Source organism: Kluyvera ascorbata (genome assembly GCF_023195735.1).
GTDB classification, from domain to species: domain Bacteria; phylum Pseudomonadota; class Gammaproteobacteria; order Enterobacterales; family Enterobacteriaceae; genus Kluyvera; species Kluyvera ascorbata.
In genome coordinates this window covers 314652-332717 of record NZ_CP096201.1, presented here as the reverse complement: position 1 = coordinate 332717, position 18066 = coordinate 314652, and the positions used below count along the sequence as shown (strand labels likewise).

The 18066-nt window shown below is 55.0% G+C and carries 18 protein-coding genes and 1 pseudogene; 3 read left to right on the top strand and 16 right to left on the bottom strand.

The genetic code is table 11. The features are described from left to right. Positions 1-101 precede the first annotated feature (101 nt). Positions 102-593 carry an N-acetyltransferase gene (gene yhhY / locus MY052_RS01520; protein WP_202217047.1) on the top strand — a complete coding sequence of 164 codons (492 nt, stop codon included), beginning with the start codon at positions 102-104 and terminating at the stop codon, positions 591-593. A gap of 53 nt (positions 594-646) precedes the next feature. Here the strand turns inward: yhhY and MY052_RS01515 are convergent, their stop codons facing one another. The 4 genes from MY052_RS01515 to ggt all read right to left on the bottom strand — a co-directional run bounded on the left by MY052_RS01515 (position 647) and on the right by ggt (position 5975). Next, a complete protein-coding gene (locus MY052_RS01515; RefSeq protein WP_227675127.1) occupies positions 647-1351 on the bottom strand; it encodes a DUF2931 family protein in 705 nt (234 codons plus the stop codon). Then, complete coding sequence (locus MY052_RS01510; protein WP_248538106.1) at positions 1351-2037, bottom strand: DUF2931 family protein; 687 nt, start codon at positions 2035-2037, stop codon at positions 1351-1353. Before MY052_RS01510 ends, MY052_RS01515 begins: the two co-directional genes overlap by 1 nt. After that, positions 2034-4028, bottom strand: a complete 1995-nt coding sequence (locus MY052_RS01505; RefSeq protein WP_248538105.1) for an Hcp family type VI secretion system effector — start codon at positions 4026-4028, stop codon at positions 2034-2036. The genes MY052_RS01510 and MY052_RS01505 overlap by 4 nt, the downstream gene beginning before the upstream one ends. Before the next feature lie 201 nt (positions 4029-4229). Beyond that, positions 4230-5975, bottom strand: coding sequence for a gamma-glutamyltransferase (ggt, locus tag MY052_RS01500; protein ID WP_035892161.1), 1746 nt, complete (start codon positions 5973-5975; stop codon positions 4230-4232). A gap of 119 nt (positions 5976-6094) precedes the next feature. On the opposite strand from ggt, the pseudogene MY052_RS01495 reads away from it, so the two are divergent. Then, positions 6095-6403 (top strand): annotated as a pseudogene (locus MY052_RS01495) (DUF2756 family protein); the annotation flags it as partial. Between the two features lie 8 nt (positions 6404-6411). On the opposite strand, the gene ugpQ reads toward MY052_RS01495, so the two are convergent. The 12 genes from ugpQ to livK form a co-directional block, all read right to left on the bottom strand. Then, positions 6412-7152 (bottom strand): glycerophosphodiester phosphodiesterase, encoded by a 741-nt coding sequence (ugpQ, locus tag MY052_RS01490; protein WP_035892162.1) that lies wholly within the window; start codon positions 7150-7152, stop codon positions 6412-6414. After that, entirely contained in the window at positions 7149-8219 is a 1071-nt protein-coding gene (locus MY052_RS01485) for a sn-glycerol-3-phosphate import ATP-binding protein UgpC (protein ID WP_248538104.1), read from the bottom strand. The genes ugpQ and MY052_RS01485 overlap by 4 nt, the downstream gene beginning before the upstream one ends. A 2-nt stretch (positions 8220-8221) precedes the next feature. Further along, entirely contained in the window at positions 8222-9067 is an 846-nt protein-coding gene (gene ugpE, locus MY052_RS01480; protein ID WP_035892165.1) for a sn-glycerol-3-phosphate ABC transporter permease UgpE, read from the bottom strand. Continuing rightward, entirely contained in the window at positions 9064-9951 is an 888-nt protein-coding gene (gene ugpA, locus MY052_RS01475) for a sn-glycerol-3-phosphate ABC transporter permease UgpA (protein WP_248538103.1), read from the bottom strand. The genes ugpE and ugpA overlap by 4 nt, the downstream gene beginning before the upstream one ends. Positions 9952-10051: 100 nt before the next feature. Continuing rightward, a complete protein-coding gene (gene ugpB, locus MY052_RS01470; protein WP_035892169.1) occupies positions 10052-11368 on the bottom strand; it encodes a sn-glycerol-3-phosphate ABC transporter substrate-binding protein UgpB in 1317 nt (438 codons plus the stop codon). A 260-nt stretch (positions 11369-11628) separates the two neighbouring features. Continuing rightward, a complete protein-coding gene (locus tag MY052_RS01465) occupies positions 11629-11997 on the bottom strand; it encodes a type II toxin-antitoxin system death-on-curing family toxin (protein ID WP_035892171.1) in 369 nt (122 codons plus the stop codon). Next, positions 11994-12215 carry a type II toxin-antitoxin system Phd/YefM family antitoxin gene (locus MY052_RS01460; protein WP_035892172.1) on the bottom strand — a complete coding sequence of 74 codons (222 nt, stop codon included), beginning with the start codon at positions 12213-12215 and terminating at the stop codon, positions 11994-11996. Before MY052_RS01460 ends, MY052_RS01465 begins: the two co-directional genes overlap by 4 nt. A 136-nt stretch (positions 12216-12351) precedes the next feature. After that, entirely contained in the window at positions 12352-13065 is a 714-nt protein-coding gene (livF, locus tag MY052_RS01455) for a high-affinity branched-chain amino acid ABC transporter ATP-binding protein LivF (RefSeq protein WP_081918523.1), read from the bottom strand. A gap of 1 nt (position 13066) precedes the next feature. Next, positions 13067-13834 carry a high-affinity branched-chain amino acid ABC transporter ATP-binding protein LivG gene (gene livG, locus MY052_RS01450; protein ID WP_035892174.1) on the bottom strand — a complete coding sequence of 256 codons (768 nt, stop codon included), beginning with the start codon at positions 13832-13834 and terminating at the stop codon, positions 13067-13069. After that, positions 13831-15111 (bottom strand): branched chain amino acid ABC transporter permease LivM, encoded by a 1281-nt coding sequence (livM, locus tag MY052_RS01445; RefSeq protein ID WP_035892176.1) that lies wholly within the window; start codon positions 15109-15111, stop codon positions 13831-13833. Before livM ends, livG begins: the two co-directional genes overlap by 4 nt. Beyond that, on the bottom strand, positions 15108-16034 hold the full coding sequence (gene livH, locus MY052_RS01440) for a high-affinity branched-chain amino acid ABC transporter permease LivH (protein WP_035892178.1): 927 nt from the start codon (positions 16032-16034) through the stop codon (positions 15108-15110). The genes livM and livH overlap by 4 nt, the downstream gene beginning before the upstream one ends. Positions 16035-16088: 54 nt before the next feature. Beyond that, positions 16089-17198 (bottom strand): high-affinity branched-chain amino acid ABC transporter substrate-binding protein LivK, encoded by a 1110-nt coding sequence (gene livK / locus MY052_RS01435; RefSeq protein ID WP_035892180.1) that lies wholly within the window; start codon positions 17196-17198, stop codon positions 16089-16091. A 444-nt stretch (positions 17199-17642) separates the two neighbouring features. On the opposite strand from livK, the gene panM reads away from it, so the two are divergent. Beyond that, positions 17643-18026: an aspartate 1-decarboxylase autocleavage activator PanM gene (panM, locus tag MY052_RS01430; RefSeq protein ID WP_248538102.1), complete on the top strand. Its 384-nt coding sequence runs from the start codon at positions 17643-17645 to the stop codon at positions 18024-18026. The last annotated feature ends 40 nt before the right edge of the window (positions 18027-18066 follow it).

The window sequence follows — 18066 nt, the reverse complement described above, 5'->3', positions numbered from 1 at the left end:
CATTCGCACTTGTCCAACGTTTTTTGCAAAAAAAGCTAATTGACGCACATTTCAAAATCAATGATGTTAAAAGGGACTTTTAAACCACAAAGGAAAAGAGAATGAGTGACATCGTGATTCGCCACGCTGAACCTGAAGATTACGACGCAATCCGTCAGATCCATGCCCAGCCAGAGGTGTATCACAACACGCTACAGGTCCCTCATCCTTCCAACCATATGTGGCAAGAACGGCTAGCCGACCAGCCCGGTATTAAACAGCTCGTCGCCTGTATTGGCGAGCAGGTGGTTGGGCACCTCTGCATCGCCGTTGCCCAGCGCCCTCGCCGCAGCCATGTCGCCGATTTTGGTATCTGCGTCGACGCCCGTTGGCAAAACCGCGGCGTCGCCAGCGCGCTGATGCGCACCATGATCGATATGTGCGACAACTGGCTGCGCGTCGACCGCATTGAGCTGACGGTGTTTGTCGATAACGCGCCGGCGGTGACGGTTTATCAGAAGCACGGGTTTGAGATTGAAGGTACGGGGCGGAAATACGGGCTGCGCAACGGGGAGTATGTGGATGCGTATTTTATGGCGCGGATGAAGTCTTAGCCTGAAAGCAGGGTGGCCTGATACCTCTTTCTCAGGCTACCCTGGCAATGACACTACCACTCACCATAGGGATACGTTTTCCCTTTCATCCCATCTTCTATCTCCTGAGAGTAGCGGTATTTGCGCAGGAACTCTCCGTCTGCACCTTCCTGTTTGCAGAGAGTAAGATCTGCGCCTGAAACGGTACTGATTTTGTGTGGGGTAACAATGGGGGCTGGGTATGAGCCCCCATCCGGGAACCAGATCCTGACATGGCCTCCCGGTGAAAGACCAAACAGCATATTGTCGTACCAGAGAACCTTGCCCCGGAACAGGTGCTCGGCAGGTGTCTTCATACGCTGCCACGTGGCGGGGGAAAACAGCACGCTGGTTTCGTAAGTTTTCCTGTCGATAAAGGAGTCCCAGCAGAAAATCATATACTGTGGCGGCATTTTTACGAGGTTGAAGTTTACGCTGCCACCGTGAGGTTTTGTGGTCCAGATTGTGACTGAATTGGGATCCTGAGCAGTCTTATCGAGCATACGGAAAATGTACAGATAGCCGTCGGTATCGAGTACTCTTACGTGCCTCACCCGGGCTGGTAACCGCCATGGGGTGATAAAAGAGAAACTCCATTTCCCGTAGGGTAACGACCAGTCACCGCTGGCCGCCTGCTTTGATTGTAAAGGGTGAATTTTCGGCTGGCTGCAGCCTGCAATCAGGAACAGCATCAGTATCAGCGTTCTTGCCATAACCACCATATTTTCCATCCTTGTCATCACCACTCTCCATAGGGATACGTTTTCCCTTTCATCCCATCTTCTATCTCCTGGGAGTAGCGGTATTTACGCAGGAAATCACTGTCGGGGTCTTCTTGTTTGCAGAGAGTGAGATCAGCGCCTGAAACGGTGCTGATTTTATAGGGTGTAAAAGGGATAGCGGGATGGCTACCGACATCCGGGAACCAGGTTCTCACCTTGCCGCCGGGTGACAGGCCAAATAACATATTGTGATACCAGATAGGTTCACCAGAAGGACGCGTATGGTTCGCCGGGGTCTTCATCCGCTGCCACGTGGCGGGAGAAAACATTACATTGGTCTGGTAGGTTTTCCTGTCAATAAAGGAGTCCCAGCAGAAAATCATATACTGTGGCGGCATTTTTGCGAGGTTGAAGTTTACGCTGCCACCATGCGGTTTTTTCGCCCAGGTTGTGACTGAATTGGGGTCTCTCGATGTTTGATCAAGCATCCGAAAAATGTACAGATAACCATCGGTATCAAGCACTCTTACGTGCGTCACCTCGGCAGGCAGTTGCCATGGGGTGATAAAAGAAAAGCTCCATTTTCCGTAGGGCAACGACCAGTCGCTGCTGGCCGCCTCTTCAGACTGTAAAGGTCGCGTTTTGGGCTGACTGCAGCCTGCAATCAGAAGCAGTACTAGTATTAAAGTTTTTGCGAGGCTCATTGTTTTACTCCATCCATGTTATACACCGTTCGGATCCACTCTTCGTCAGGTCGATTAACAAAGCTCACGCTCTCAGAGACTGCAGCGCCCCCTGTTATATTTCCATCCTGATTGAGAGCAACGGCATTCCAGTTCGCAGAACAGTGGGTATATGACTCAGCAATAATGCCTATCTCCTCAGAGCTAAACTGCGGAACAGGTGCTTTGGTTCGAGCCGCTTTACCCATTGCAATAGCTTTCTGACAAAAATCATCAAGCACAGCGGGCAGTTCCGTCCCTTTTTTACGCTCAACATCATCAAATAAAACGCCCGCCTCTCTCGCCGCATCAATCATCACTCGCAGCGTAACCATCGACCAATCATGCTTTACGATTCGCTGACGCAGCGTCAGGGCAGCAAAACTGCGTTTCTGCATCTGTCCGTAGCGATCGCTCGGTGCTAACTCATCTTCCCAGACTTCAGGAGTAATGTTGTTAGTACGAATAAGGGGGGCAATAGTGGCCGATCGTTCTAATATCGGCAGTTGCGCCATCGTCTGTCGATAAACGCCTGAACGCCATATCGGTTGGCTGGCTGGCAGCGTTTCCACCAGCGGGCGAGTGAGAAAAAGATCTTCTCGGGTCTGCGGCAGGTAGCCGCCGCCAATATCAGAATGCACACCCGGCAGCGAGAGCTCCGGCCAGGCAGGGGAGACGCTATTAAGCGCAAAGTTATAGCGGCATTCGTGCTGCGCGGTGATATGGAATACCTTCTGGGCCACGCCGGGGCGCAGAGAAAGATTGACCTCCCCCGTGTCGGCACTATGTGGGTTGAGTCCATTGGTGGGAGTACCGATAGCAGCAACGGTATCAAAAATTCCGATAAAACGGGTTTTACCTGCGGGTGAACCACTATAGGTATGGCTTCCCATCCCAGCCTTAATCGCATTAACAATAGCACTATCCTCAGACTGGATACGATTGGCGAAATGGCGCGCAGCCGCCGCTCCACGGCTAAAACCAAAGATATCGATAAGTAGAGCTTCAACACTATATTTTTCGTCCAGTGAGTCCAATGATGATACTATTGCAGCCATCAGTTTCTGGACTGCATCATCCGTTTTCGCAATTACTCCACTGTCGGCAATACCGAGTCCCTTACCAATCACGCTATCCGGTTTACCGGCCTGAGTTCCAATGCCTTCAATGTAAATAGCCTTTTGTAGATAATCATCGGTCGCCAAAAATGCCTGGCTATACAATTCACTCAACCAATAAATATTCGTGTAATACCCCGAATAACTCGCCGCCCCTATCCCACTGATCCCCATTTTTTCAGCCGCATTTCGTGCAAGAATACTTTCCGCATCCGGACTATCTATTTTGAAGTGCTCCGCCGAACACGCCGCCAGCATATTCCCCGTATTCACCGCATTATTTCCCGTCCCATCAAAAAAGATCCCCAACACCAGCGTCACGCGTCGCACAACAGGTTCTTCGGGTGGTTTGGATTCAGGCAGAGCTGGTGCGGGAGGAAACAGCCGCTGGTAGTTTTCCGGCGTCACCAGATGGTCAAATTCCGTGCCTGCCGCAAGGTGGCTGCAGCGAATATAATCATAATCAGCAGAGATATATTCGTAGTCTATAGTGTCTTCTTCCACCTGTAGCTGAATACTGTTTAATCTTGCACCACGAACCTCAATGACATAATACTTTTCCATTCGCCCGAAACGATTGATCCGATAAATATCAAAAGTCATATTCAGAGATTCATTGTTATTAATCGCGCTGTATAATAGCGGCGAACTCTTATCCAGCATCTTGCAAAATCGAATGCCCTGAGGGTTTGCGCCAGCACCGGTACTTATGGTGCTTTGCATCAGGCTAAAAATGAAGATCTGATCTTCATGTCCAAGTTGATATCGGTTTCCGACAGATTTTTGGGTTCCGCACCCGGTAGATATATTACCTTGACGCTCTCCACTCAGCGTTAAATAGACAATATCACTCACACCCTACTCCATTCATTCCATGATAAGTACGAAGGGTAATGAAAAAAAAGACGTCCTTTCCTGCCATTCGTCAAAACAAAGAGGTTAATTATTGCTTTTCAGAAAATAAAAGAACAAAGGATCAAATTAAACAAATAATAACACTCATACTATTCAAGTGATAAATATGGCCCAAAAATAAGCTATTGGGCCATATTTATATTAATACCCCGCAGTCAAATCATCCGGTGAACGCGGGTCCGACGCGCCATATAGCGTGCCATCCGGGTCCACCATGATGCTCTGCGTACTGCCCATCGCCTCTTTCACCGCCACCTTCTGCCCCTTGGCTTCCAGCAGCTTCAGCGTATCCGGGCTAAACCCCTTCTCCACCCGCAGCTCGTCCGGCAGCCACTGGTGGTGGAAGCGCGGCGCGTTGGTGGCTTCCGCCACGTTCATACCGAAATCGATGGAGTTCACCACCATTTGTAGCACCGTGGTGATAATCCGACTGCCGCCCGGGCTACCGGTGACCAGCCAGGTTTTCCCGTCTTTCACCACAATCGTTGGCGACATCGATGAAAGCGGACGTTTCTTCGGCCCGACCGCGTTGGCATCGCCGCCCACCAGCCCGTAGACGTTCGGTACGCCCGGCTTGGCGGAGAAGTCATCCATCTCGTTATTCATCAGAATGCCGGTATTGCCCGCCACGATGCCGGTACCAAAAGTGGTGTTGAGGGTGTAGGTCACCGCCACCGCGTTACCGTCTTTATCCACCACCGAGAAATGCGTGGTCTGGTTACTTTCGTACGGTGCCAGCTTGCCCGGTTTAATCTGGCTGGACGGCTTGGCCTTGTTGATATCAATCTGATCGGCAATAGATTTGGCGTAGGCTTTATTGGTCAGCGCCTGCCACGGCACCTTCACGAAGTCCGGGTCGCCGAGGTATTCTGAGCGATCGGCGTAGGCGTGCTTTTCAGCTTCTGCCATCAACTGCATCGCGTCGGCGCTGCCGAAGCCGTATTTATGCAGGTCGAAGTTTTCGAGGATATTGAGGATCTGCACGATGTGGATCCCGCCGGAAGACGGTGGCGGCATTGAAAAGACTTCGTAACCACGGTACTCGCCGCTAATGGGCGTACGCTCAACCGCCTTATAGTTTGCCAGATCCACCTTAGTCATCAGGCCGCCGTTTTTATGCATCTCCTCGGCAATCTGGTCGGCAATCGCCCCTTTGTAGAAGGCATCCGGGCCATTTTCAGCAATCAGTTCCAGGCTTTTCGCCAGGTTGGCCTGCACCAGCTTATCGCCCTTTTTAAGCGGCTCACCGTCTTTCCAGAAAATAGCTTTGCTATTGGCATGATGAGGCAGCACTTCACTGCCGTAGGTTTTGAGATCGTCAGCCAGCGCGTCATTAACCACGAATCCGTCTTTGGCGAGTTTAATCGCTGGGCTTATCACTTTATTGAGCGGCATCGTGCCGTACTTCTCCAGCGCCAGTGAGAAGCCGGCCACCGTGCCCGGCGTGCCGGAAGCCAGATGTGAGGTCAGCGATTTTTTGCTGTCTGGGTTGCCATGATCGTCGAGGAACATGTCGCGGGTCGCCTGTTCCGGCGCCATTTCACGGAAATCAATCGCCGTGGTTTTGCCCTCTTTGGTCCGCAGCATCATAAACCCGCCGCCGCCGATATTCCCCGCCTGCGGATGAGTGACCGCCAGCGCGTAACCCACGGCCACCGCCGCATCCACGGCGTTACCGCCCTGGCGCAGAATCTCTACGCCCACGCGCGTAGCGGTAGCATCAACCGAAGCCACCATGCCATGCTGGGCACGTACGGGATGAAAGACATCCTCCTCAACCCCGTAGGAAACCGGCGGCGGTGGAGGGGCAGAAATCGCGCTAAAACAGCTTCCTGACAGCAGAGCAGCAAGGGCCACCCGGCGTAAAAACGTCGGCATTATTGTCATCATCATTCTCCAGAGAGTGCGGTGAGGTCCCCACTAAGCCTGGTTCATAATGCTGAAATAATCCTCGTTACGGTGGGAAAGGAGTAAACTTAAGAGATCCCCTACAAGGAGGAAAGACGATGAAACGATTACTGATTCTGGCGGCGTTGCTGCCGTTCACCGCGCTGGCCGCGCCGCTGAACATCGACAACAACCCGAACCAGCCGGGCTATGAGATCCCAAGCCAGCAGCGGATGCAGACCCGTATGCTTAACCAACAGCAGCAGCAAAAAAGCATGCTGAACCAGCAGCGCCAGGTGCAGACGCAGCAGCAACAGCAGCATCTGCAAAACCAACTGAACGCCAACCAGCAGCGCGTGCAGCAGTCGCAGCCAGGCATGCTAAATCAGCAACAGCAGCCGCTGCCCAATAACAACGGCGGCATGCTGAAGCCGTATTAAGGCTGGAAGTCAGGGCCGATAATATCAATCGCATCGGTACAGATGCAGTCAACACCCCAGCGCAGCAGTTCGGCGGCGCGCTGGGGGTTATTCACGGTATACACCAGAATCCGCAACCCCGCTTCACGCAGCGCATCGACCCGCGCTTCATCCAGCAGTCGATGGTTGAGGTGAATCGAAACGCATCCCAGGCGTGTCGTCAGTTCGCGCCAGTCGTCACGCCACTCATCCAGCAGTAAGCCACGCGGCAGCTCCGGTGCGGCAAGCTGGGCGGCTTCCAGCGCATCAATTTCAAACGACGACAGCAGCGGTGGGGTCATGTCAGCCCACAGTTCGCGGGCAGCCAGCGCCACCACTTTACCGGTCAGCGTTCCGCAGCCGGTGGTCGGTTTAATTTCGATATTCGCCATCATGCCGTGCTGACGGCAGCGTTCCGCCACCTGCGACAGCAGCGGCAGTGGTTCATCCTTGAAGCTGCTGTTAAACCAGCTACCGGCATCCACACGCAGCAATTCCTGCCAGTTCAGTTCTCCGGCGACGCCCCAGCCGTTGCTGGTGCGTTCGAGGTTGTCGTCGTGCAGCAGGAAAATCTGCCCGTCTTTCGACAGCTTGGCGTCAAACTCAATCATGGTATGACCGTAGCGTGCGCCAACGTCGATTGCCGCCAGGGTGTTTTCCGGCGCTAACTTACCGCCGCCACGGTGGGCGACGATGTGGGGATAAGGCCAATTGCTCATACGCGTAATCCTGTCTCACCTTCAAAGAGGTGCAAATGATCGTCCGGCAGATGCAGCCACAGCGTGGTGCCCGCGGGCGGACGCTGCTGATGCGGCAAGCGCACCACCATTTTCTGCTCACCAAAGCGGCCGTGGGCCAGGTTATCGGCGCCGATAATTTCCAGCGTATCCATCACCAGCGGCACGCCGCCTTCGGCCTGCGAGCTTAGCGCAATATGTTCCGGGCGGATACCCAGCGTCATACGGCGGCCGGCGTATTCACGTTGCGAAGCAGGCAGCGGCAGCTGCATGCCGTTTTCCAGCACGAAGCGCGAGCCGGACTCATCAATCTGACCGTCCAGCAGGTTCATCGCCGGGCTGCCGATAAAGCTCGCCACAAAGCGGCTGGCCGGCTTCTCATACACTTCCACCGGCGTACCAATCTGCTCGGCAATGCCTTTGTTCATCACCATCACCCGCTGGGCGAGGGTCATTGCTTCTACCTGATCGTGGGTGACGTACAGAGAGGTGGTTTTCAGGCGGCGGTGAAGCTGCTGTAATTCCAGGCGCATCTGCACGCGCAGCTTAGCATCAAGGTTGGAGAGCGGTTCATCAAACAGGAACACCGCCGGGTCACGCACAATGGCGCGGCCCATCGCCACACGCTGGCGCTGACCGCCGGAGAGCTCGCGCGGGCGGCGCTTCAGCAGGCCATCCAGCTCAAGAATGCGCGCCGCTTCCTGCACTTTCTCGGCAATATGCGCTTTGCCCATGCCGCGAATTTTCAGCCCCCAGGCCATGTTCTCTTCCACGCTCATGTGCGGGTAGAGCGCATAGTTCTGGAACACCATCGCAATGCCGCGATCTTTCGGTTCCATCTCGGTCACGCGTTTGCGGTCAATCCAGATATCACCGCTGGTCACGCGTTCAAGCCCTGCCACCATGCGCAGCAGCGTCGACTTTCCGCAGCCCGACGGGCCGACCATCACAATAAATTCCCCGTCTGCCACGTCCAGCGTCAGCGGTTGAATGACCTGGGTTTTACCGTCCCAGCTTTTGGTTACTGCCTGTAGTTTTAAACCAGCCATTTTTATTTCTCACTGTCCACTAAACCACGCACAAAGGCACGCTGCATGGCTAAAACGATAACAACGGGGGGAATAAGGGTGAGCAGCATCGCCGCCATCACCTGGTTCCACTGCGTGGTGCCTTCACCGGTGGCGATCATCCCTTTGATGCCTGCCACGGCGGTGCCGAGGTTCACGTCGGTAATAATCAGCAGCGGCCAGAGGTACTGGTTCCAGCCGTAGATAAAGGTGATCACGAACAGCGCCGCGAGGTTGGTTTTCGACAGCGGCAGCACAATGTCGCGGAAAAAGCGCATCGGCGACGCGCCATCAATGCGCGCGGCTTCAATCAGCTCGTCCGGCAGGGTCATAAAGAACTGGCGGAACAGGAAGGTGGCGGTCGCCGAGGCCATCAGCGGCAGCGTCAGACCCGCGTAGCTGTCGAGCATCTTCAGGTTGGCAATCACCTCAACCGTCGGGAAGATACGCACTTCCACCGGCAGCATCAGGGTGATAAAGATCATCCAGAAGAACAGGTTACGCAGCGGAAAGCGGAACCAGACGATGGCGAAGGCCGAGAGCATCGACACCGCGATTTTGCCGACGGTAATGGCAAAGGCCATGATGAAGCTGTTGAGCATCATCAGCCAGAACGGCGCGCTGTTGACGCCCACGCCGTTGACCCAAATCGCCTTCATGTTCTCGAACAGATGGCCGCCGGGAATCAGCGTCATCGGCGTTTCAAACACCGCTTTGTTATCCAGCGTCGCTGCCGTAAAGGCAACGTACAGCGGGAACAGGATAACGATAATCCCGAGGATCAGCATGGTGTGGCTGAATATCGTCAGCCCGCGACGGTTCTCAATCATTGGTAGCGCACCTTACTTTCCACGTAGCGGAACTGCACCACGGTCAGGATGATAACGAGGAACATCAGCACCACCGACTGCGCCGCAGAGGCCGAGAGATCCAACCCGGCAAACCCTTCGCGGTAAATCTTATAAATCAGCGTGGTGGTGGCCTGTACCGGGCCGCCTGCGGTCGCGGCGTCGATCACCGGGAAGGTATCGAAGAAGGCGTACACTAAGTTGACCACCAGCAGGAAGAAGCTCACCGGCGCAATCAGCGGCAGCGCCAGCTTGAAGAAACGGCGAATTGGGCCTGCGCCGTCGATGGCAGCAGCCTCGACCAGCGAGCGCGGAATAGATTGCAGCGCGGCGAAGAAGAACAGGAAGTTGTAGCTTATCTGTTTCCACACCGAGGCGAAGACCACCAGGAACATGGCCTGACCGCTGTTCTGCGCGTGGTTCCAGTCGTAGCCGAACTCGCCGAGGAAATGGGTAATCAGCCCACGTCCAGGGTTAAACAGGAAGATCCACAGTACGGCGGCTACGGCAGGCGCAACGGCATAAGGCAGCAGCATCAGCGTCTGGTAAAGACGACTGCCACGCACCACATAATCCACCAGCGCCGCGAAGAACAGCGATACCAGCAGGCCGCTTATCGTCACCAGGCCGCTGAACTTGATAGTCGTCCAGAAGGAGTCGAGGTAGTAGCTGTCGTGGAACAGCGTGACGAAGTTGTCCAGGCCAACGAACTGACTGGAAAAGCCAAACGGGTCAACGCTTTGCAGTGAGTACCACAGCGCTTCGCCAGCGGGCCAGATAAAGAAGATAACGGTGATAATCAGCTGCGGGGCGACCAATGCGTAAGGCAGCCAGCGCGATTTAAACACCGGACGGGATGATGACATGAAGGTTTTATTCCTGAGCAGTGCCGGATGGCGCTACGCTTATCCGGCCTACGCGTTGATGTAGGCCGGGTAAGGCGAAGCCGCCACCCGGCATTTCACATTAAGACTTGGTCGATTGCTCGAAGCGACGCAGCAGCTGATTCCCGCGCTCTACCGCAGAGTCCAGCGCCTGCTGAGGCGTTTTCTTACCGGTCCAGACGCTTTCCAGTTCTTCATCCACGATGGTACGAATCTGCGGCATGTTGCCCAGACGCAGACCTTTAGTGAACGGCAACGGTGGCTTGTTCAGCATCTGACGCGTGGCGATGTCGGCACCTGGGTTCTTGTCATAGAAGCCCTGCTGACGGGTCAGGTCATACGCGGCGGTAGTGATTGGCAGGTAGCCGGTTTTCTGGTGCCATTCGGCCGCAATTTCCGGCTTAGCCAGGAACTCGAGGAATTTCGCCACGCCGGTGTAGGTTTCTTTGTCTTTACCCTGCATCACCCACAGGCTTGCCCCGCCGATAATGGCGTTCTGCGGTGCGCCCTTCACGTCGGCATCGTAAGGCATCATGCCCACGCCGTAGTTGAATTTGGCGTACTGACGAATGTCGGCCAGCGAGCCGGAAGAGGCGGTGGTAATGGCGCAGTCACCGTTATAGAACTTCTCGGTGGACTCATCTTTACGGCCGAAGTAGCTGAAATCACCCTTCTTGTTCAGTTCTTCCAGCAGCGCGATGTGTTTCACCTGCTCTGGCTTGTTGAACTCCAGTACCGCATCGGTACCGTCGAAGCCGTTGTTTTTGGTGGCGACCGGCAGGCCGTGCCAGGCGCTGAAGTTTTCAATCTGGATCCAGCCCTGCCAACCGCTGGCGTAGCCGCACTTCATACCGGCTGCTTTCAGCTTCGCGGTGTAGGCCGCCAGATCCTGCCAGGTTTTCGGCGGCTGGTTCGGGTCTAAACCGGCTTTCTTAAAGGCGTCTTTGTTGTAGTACAGCACCGGGGTGGAGCTGTTAAACGGCTGGGACAGCAGGTGCCCGGTTTTGGAATCGGTGTAGTAACCGGAAACTGTCGGCACAAACTGAGATTCATCGAACTTGATACCGGCTTCGTCAAACACCTGATATACCGGCTTAATCGCTTTTGACGCCATCATGGTGGCGGTACCGACTTCATACACCTGCAAAATTGCCGGGGCGTTACCGGTACGGAACGCAGCAATGCCTGCACTCAGGCTCTGCTCGTAGTTGCCTTTGTACACCGGCTGAATTTTGTAATCCGGGTTGGCGGCGTTAAAGCGCTGCGCCAGAGAGTCAACCTCTTTACCCAGCTCACCTTCCATTGAATGCCAGAATGGAATAGTGGTCACCGCCATAGCCTGACCTGCGAATGCCAGACTCATTGCCAATCCTAAAGCTGTATGTCGTAACGATATCATCGGTTATCTCTCTTTTTGTGCCGGGATGCGCGATATCACGCGTTTTATGTTCGCGGGGGTAACATGACATGCTCGAATGACAGAAAAATAACTTTTTTATTACAAAAAAAAGATAGTAAGGCGACAAAGGGATGGCAAGGCGGTGACGGTTCTAAGAAGGGAAAGTGGGAGCTATGACACGTATAGAGAAAGTACCGCCCCCGGGGTCGGCGCAAGCGCCTCGCCCGGGCTACGGGTTGCCCGCCGAAGTGCCTCCGGGGTTATCCACGCAAGCGGGAGGCTATTTGCTCCAGCGTCAACTGGCCCGCAGCAGCCTCAACCGTCATCGCCACATAATCCGGATTGGCCGCGAGTGTAATACCATTGCGCTTTAAAAACAGCAGCGTGATAAACAGCGCGGTGCGCTTATTACCATCATTGAAAATATGCCCCCGCGATATGGCCAGCAGATGCATTGCTGCCAGTAGCCACACGTCAGTCACACCCTCATATTCGATCCGGTTAAGCACCCGATACATTAACGCTTCCGCACGTCCGGGATCGGGCATGCCCACAACACCAGGCGTCACGCGGAGCAGCCTGTCATGAAACGCTATTATCTCTTCCGCTGAGATAATCTGAAGGTTCATTTATCCGCCAACTCCTCAATCTCGTTGCCGTGAATCGCCATGATGGCCGCAAATTCATCGTCGAGTCTGGCTGCCTGATAGCGCTCAAACTCTTCAGCGCTAATGATGACCGCAGGTTTATGCCCACGACGTGTGATGGTGACAGGTACGCCCGTCACAGCGCTCTCCAGCACTTCGGCTAGATTCTGTCGTGCCTCGCTATAGTTAATCGTACGCATAGAGACCTCCATAGTTGTACGTTTTAATTGTACAGCATATATGTACAAAAAAAGAGCCATCAGGCTCTTTTAAATATCTTCGTGCTGAAAGTTCCCCCGGGATTGGCGCAAGCGCCTCGCCCGGGGTTGCAGGAAATTAACCGCCAAGGTACGCGCTGCGCACCGCTTCGTTCGCCAGCAGTGCATCACCGGTGTCTTCCAGCACCACGTGACCGTTTTCCAGTACGTAGCCGCGGTCGGCGAGCTTCAGCGCCTGGTTGGCGTTCTGCTCGACGAGGAAGATGGTCATGCCCTGCTTACGCAGCTGCTCGATGGTGTCGAAGATCTGCTGGATGATAATCGGAGCCAGACCCAGAGAAGGCTCATCAAGCAGCAGCAGACGCGGCTGGCTCATCAGCGCACGGCCAATTGCCAGCATTTGCTGTTCACCGCCGGACATGGTTCCCGCACGCTGGATGCGGCGCTCAAGCAGACGTGGGAACAGGTCGTACACCCACTTGATGCGCTCCTGGAACTGGTCGCGGTCAGCGAAAAAGCCGCCCATCGCCAGGTTCTCTTCCACCGTCATGCGCGAGAAGACGCGGCGCCCTTCCGGAACAATCGCGACCGCTTCACGCATGATTTTTGCCGTCTGCCAGTCGGTGATGTCTTTATCATCAAAGACAATGCGTCCGCTGGTGGCGCGCGGGTCGCCGCATAATGTGCCGAGCAGCGTGGTTTTCCCCGCACCGTTGGCGCCAATCAGAGTAACGATTTCACCCTGATTAATATGCAGGCTGACGTCGTGCAGCGCCTGAATCTTGCCGTAGTGGGCGCTGACTTTATCAAACGATAACATCACTTTATCCATATTATGCCTCACCCAGATAAGCGCGGATCACGTCCGGGTTGTTGCGGATCTCTTCCGGCGTACCGTTCGCCAGCGGCGTACCCTGATTCACCACGTAGATGCGATCGGAAATGCCCATCACCAGCTTCATATCGTGCTCAATCAGCAGGATAGTGGTGTTGTGATGGTTACGCAGCTCGGCAATCAGCTCGTCCAGCTCTTTGGTCTCTTTCGGGTTAAGGCCTGCCGCCGGTTCGTCGAGCATCAGGATTTCCGGCTGCGTCACCATGCAGCGGGCAATCTCCAGACGACGCTGGTCGCCGTAGGCCAGGTTACTGGCCTGACGGTTGGCATGCTCTAACAGGCCGATACGCTCAAGCCAGGTGGCGGCGCGGTCCAGCGCTTCGCTCTGCGCGCGCTTGAACGATGGCGTTTTCAGCAGGCCGGAGAAGACCCCGGTCTTCAGCTGCTGGTGCTGTGCCACCAGCAGGTTTTCAATCACCGTCATTTCACGGAACAGACGCACGTGCTGGAAGGTACGCACCACGCCCATACGGGCAATCTGCTGGCCCGGCAGCCCTTCCAGGTGCTGGTCGCGCAGCATAATGGTGCCGCCGGTCGGCTTGTAGAAGCCGGTCAGGCAGTTAAAGACCGTGGTTTTCCCCGCGCCGTTCGGGCCAATCAGGGAGACGATTTCCTGAGGATGCAGCTCCAGCGCCACGTTGTTGACCGCCAGCAGGCCGCCAAAACGCATCATCAGGCCGTTAACCGATAATAATGGCTGACTCATGCCTGCTCTCCTTCTTTCGCTTTCCCGTTTTTCAACTTCATCTGTACACGGGTCATCGGCAGAAGCCCCTGCGGACGCCAGATCATCATCAGGACCATCAGGCCGCCGAGCATCAGCATGCTGTATTCGTTAAAGTCACGCATCAGCTCGCGTGACACTACCAGCAGAATTGCCGCGAGGATCACCGCAAACTGCGAGCCCATCCCGCCCAGTACCACAATCGCCAGCACGAAGGCCGACTCGGCAAAGGTGAAGGATTCCGGGCTGACAAAGCCCTGGCGCGCGGCGAACAGCGTACCGGCAAAACCGGCGAACGCGGCGCTGATGGTAAAAGCGGTCAGCTTGATGCGCGTTGGGCTCAGGCCCAGCGAGCGACAGGCAATTTCATCTTCACGCAGCGCTTCCCACGCACGGCCCAGCGGCATACGCAGCAGGCGGTTGATGACGAACAGACTCAGCACCACCAGCAGCAGCGCCACCAGATAAAGGAAGATAACGCGGTCAGACGGGTCGTACTTAACGTTAAAGAAGTTACTGAAGGTATCCCAGCCGCCTTCACGGGCGCTGCGGCTGAACTCAAGGCCGAAGAAGGTCGGTTTCGGGATCTGGCTGATACCGTTCGGGCCACCGGTGATTTCGGTGTTGTTAAGAAGCAGGATACGGACGATTTCACCGAAGCCTAAAGTCACAATCGCCAGATAGTCACCGCGCAGACGCAGTACCGGGAAGCCGAGCAGGAAGCCCGCCGCCGCCGAGACCAGCCCGGCGATTGGCAGGCAGGTCCAGAAGCCGAGACCGTAATAGTGGTTCAGCAGCGCGAAGGTATAAGCGCCAATGGCATAGAAGCCGCCGTAGCCCAGTACCAGCAGGCCGGAAAGCCCCACTACCACGTTTAGGCCGAGGCCAAGGATGATGTAAATCATGGTCAGCGTGGCGATATCCACCGTACCGCGCGAGACCATAAACGGCCACGCCACGGCAATCACCAGCAGCGCCACCAGGAACAGTTTCTGCTTAACCGTCGAGCCATCAATAGCGGGCAGAATAAACTTCGGCCCAGAGACGCTTTTCAGCCCCTTCTGGAACAGCGGTCGCAGCATCTGGAAGAAAAAGACTACCGCGGTGCCGATAAAGATCCACTGCCAGCGGATATCCGCCGCGCTGCCGACCACCAGTTTAGTGCCATCAAGCTGCAACTGGACGCCCATAAAGACGCCCGCCAGCACAAAGAACATGGCGGCAGAGAGCAGCGCCATCGCAAATTGCATCGGTTTCATACTTTCTCTACCTCCGGGCGGCCCAGGATGCCGGTCGGCATCACCAGCAGCACCACGATCAGCAGCGCGAACGACACAACGTCTTTATATTCGGTGCTCAGGTACGCTGAGGACAACGCTTCCGCAATGCCGAGGATAAGCCCGCCGATCATCGCCCCAGGAATACTGCCGATACCGCCGAGTACCGCCGCGGTGAAGGCTTTCATCCCGGCCATAAAGCCGATGTACGGGTTGATAACGCCGTAGAACTGACCCAGCAGTACGCCCGCCACCGCCGCCATCGCTGCACCGATAACAAACGTCAGGGCAATCACGCGATCGGTGTTAATGCCGAGCAGGCTCGCCATTTTCAGGTCTTCCGCGCAGGCACGGCAGGCGCGTCCCATGCGGGAGTAGCGGATAAACAGCGTCAGCGCCAGCATAGCAACGAAGGTTACAATCCAGATAACCAGCTGCATGGTGGTGATAGAGGCGGAGAAGTTTTCGCTGCTGCCGACAATCCACTGACCGTTAAACAGGCTCGGCAGCGCGATGTCGCGCGAACCTTCGGTCAGGCTGACGTAGTTTTGCAGGAAGATAGACATCCCGATGGCGGAGATCAGCGCAATCAGGCGCTTGGAGCTACGCACCGGACGGTAAGCCACCCGTTCGATACTCCAGCCGTAGGCGCTGGCAATCACAATCGCCCCGATGAAGCCGGCAGCGACCAGCAGCCAGCCGGTATCGATGCCCATCATCATCAGCGCGGCGATGATCATAAAGGAGACATAACTACCGATCATGTAAACCTCGCCGTGGGCGAAGTTGATCATGCCGATAATCCCGTACACCATGGTGTAACCGATGGCGATCAGTGCATAGGTGCTTCCCAGCGTTACGCCGTTAAACATCTGCTGCACAAAGTAGAGAACCTGCTCTGACATATATTAGCCTTTTGCTACCCCTGCGAATCTACGCCCGCCAGGGGGAAATGAAGGTTACTTCACCGCGGTGGATGAGCCGTCGGCATGCCACTGGAAGACCCCGAACTCAAATCCTTTCAGATCGCCTTTGTCATCCCAGCTCAGCGGCCCAATCACGGTTTTCGCACCGTTTGCTTTCAAGTCTTTAATCAGCGCCTGCGGGTCATCGCTACCGGTACGCTCCATGGCGGTCGCCAGAGACTGCACGGCGGCGTAGGTGATCCAGACGTATGGCCCGGTTGGATCTTTCTTCTGCGCTTTCAGGGCATCGACGATAGCGCTGTTTGTCGGATCCTGGTCATAGCGTTTTGGCATGGTCACCAGCATGCCCTCCGCCGCGTTACCCGCGATGTTCGACAGCGAAGCGTTGCCCACACCTTCTGGACCCATAAACTGGGTTTTCAGGCCAACCGCACGCGCCTGGCGCAGCATCTGTCCCATTTCCGGGTAGTAGCCACCGTAGTAAACGAAGTCGATATTCTCTTTTTGCAGACGCGCAATCAGCGCGGAGAAGTCTTTTTCACCGGCAGTAATCCCGTCGAAGAAAACGATATTGGCTTTCCCGGCCTTCAGGCCTTCCTGCACAGAACGCGCCAGACCTTCACCGTACTGCTGCTTGTCGTGAATAATGGCGATGCGCTGCGGCTTCACTTTATTCAGGATGTAGTTGGCGGCGGTTGGGCCCTGAGAGGAGTCCAGGCCAGCGGTACGCATGATGTAGTGGTAGCCACGCTGGGTCAGCTCTGGGTTGGTCGCGCCCGGAGAGATCATCAGAATGCCTTCATCTTCATAGATGTCAGAAGCCGGCTGCGTGGAGGAAGAGCAGAGGTGGCCAATCACATATTTAATGCCGTCGTTGACGATTTTGTTGGCAACCGCCACCGCTTGTTTCGGGTCACAGGCGTCGTCGTACTCAACGCCCACCAGTTTGTCGCCTTTGATGCCACCTTTGGCGTTGATGTCTTTAATGGCCTGACGCGCGCCGTTGAACTCCATATCGCCCCACTGGGCGACTGGGCCAGACATGGCGCCGACGACGGCAACCTTAATATCCTCAGCCATCGCCGCGTGTGACATAGCCAGCGCGATCATCCCTGCGATTACTGTTTTTGTATTCCTTTTCATACTTCGGGATCCCCATTCGTGATGTCGTGTTTACACGTCGTGGCGTGTATATATTTTGTTGTTTGGTGGTTAAAAAGCATTCTGTACTTTTAATATACAACGCTACTTTTGCCATTATCTTTAATGGGTTAGCGCAGCTTTTTAGCAAAATACAGACTAAATTCTCTATTTTTCAGTCTATTAAGAAAAGATAATATTCTGATTTTTGCCATAGATAAACAAAAAAAAGCCCGAACAGCAGCATAAAATAACGACACAATAAGCCGAATAAAATGCTAGTTTTTAGGTTAAAACTCTGAGTATTTTTCGATCCATGATGTTTCAAACTGTCTGCATAGATAACGAAAAATTAATCCCCTACTGAACAAGCCAAAAAAGAGAAAGCTTCCGACAGAATAAATTGAGTACACTGACCACCATTTTCGAGATTTGAGCAAACTGCCCATGAAGCTGACCATCATTCGTTTAGAAGCCCTGAGCGACCAGGACCACATCTGCCTCGGTAAAATCTGGCCTGCACAGTCCCCCAACGAGCAGCACCTTGATGAGACTCACCGCCTGTACGCCGCCCGTTTTAACGAGCGCCTGCTGGCAGCGGTAGAAGTCACACTGGGCAATGACCAGGGCGTGCTTAACGGTTTGTGCGTACGCGAAGTTACCCGCCGCCGCGGCGTGGGGCAGTATCTGGTTGAAGAAGTGATGCGCGATAACCCACAGATCAGCCGCTGGACGTTGAGCAAAGCAGGCGTGGAAGAGAGCCTGGAAATGGCCGCATTTGCCAAAGCGCTGGGCTTTACGATGCATGCAGAGGGCTGGGTTCGAGGGTAGTGCCGATCCCGGCGTCGGCTAACGCCTCGGCCGGGCTACC

What these genes read in the sequence shown, in the direction of transcription:
- yhhY (WP_202217047.1), top strand. Translation starts at nt 102, where the DNA reads ATGAGTGACATCGTGATTCGCCACGCTGAACCTGAAGATTACGACGCA.
- MY052_RS01515 (WP_227675127.1), bottom strand. Translation starts at nt 1,351, where the DNA reads ATGACAAGGATGGAAAATATGGTGGTTATGGCAAGAACGCTGATACTG.
- MY052_RS01510 (WP_248538106.1), bottom strand. Translation starts at nt 2,037, where the DNA reads ATGAGCCTCGCAAAAACTTTAATACTAGTACTGCTTCTGATTGCAGGC.
- ggt (WP_035892161.1), bottom strand. Translation starts at nt 5,975, where the DNA reads ATGACAATAATGCCGACGTTTTTACGCCGGGTGGCCCTTGCTGCTCTG.
- ugpQ (WP_035892162.1), bottom strand. Translation starts at nt 7,152, where the DNA reads ATGAGCAATTGGCCTTATCCCCACATCGTCGCCCACCGTGGCGGCGGT.
- MY052_RS01485 (WP_248538104.1), bottom strand. Translation starts at nt 8,219, where the DNA reads ATGGCTGGTTTAAAACTACAGGCAGTAACCAAAAGCTGGGACGGTAAA.
- ugpE (WP_035892165.1), bottom strand. Translation starts at nt 9,067, where the DNA reads ATGATTGAGAACCGTCGCGGGCTGACGATATTCAGCCACACCATGCTG.
- ugpA (WP_248538103.1), bottom strand. Translation starts at nt 9,951, where the DNA reads ATGTCATCATCCCGTCCGGTGTTTAAATCGCGCTGGCTGCCTTACGCA.
- ugpB (WP_035892169.1), bottom strand. Translation starts at nt 11,368, where the DNA reads ATGATATCGTTACGACATACAGCTTTAGGATTGGCAATGAGTCTGGCA.
- MY052_RS01465 (WP_035892171.1), bottom strand. Translation starts at nt 11,997, where the DNA reads ATGAACCTTCAGATTATCTCAGCGGAAGAGATAATAGCGTTTCATGAC.
- MY052_RS01460 (WP_035892172.1), bottom strand. Translation starts at nt 12,215, where the DNA reads ATGCGTACGATTAACTATAGCGAGGCACGACAGAATCTAGCCGAAGTG.
- livF (WP_081918523.1), bottom strand. Translation starts at nt 13,065, where the DNA reads ATGGATAAAGTGATGTTATCGTTTGATAAAGTCAGCGCCCACTACGGC.
- livG (WP_035892174.1), bottom strand. Translation starts at nt 13,834, where the DNA reads ATGAGTCAGCCATTATTATCGGTTAACGGCCTGATGATGCGTTTTGGC.
- livM (WP_035892176.1), bottom strand. Translation starts at nt 15,111, where the DNA reads ATGAAACCGATGCAATTTGCGATGGCGCTGCTCTCTGCCGCCATGTTC.
- livH (WP_035892178.1), bottom strand. Translation starts at nt 16,034, where the DNA reads ATGTCAGAGCAGGTTCTCTACTTTGTGCAGCAGATGTTTAACGGCGTA.
- livK (WP_035892180.1), bottom strand. Translation starts at nt 17,198, where the DNA reads ATGAAAAGGAATACAAAAACAGTAATCGCAGGGATGATCGCGCTGGCT.
- panM (WP_248538102.1), top strand. Translation starts at nt 17,643, where the DNA reads ATGAAGCTGACCATCATTCGTTTAGAAGCCCTGAGCGACCAGGACCAC.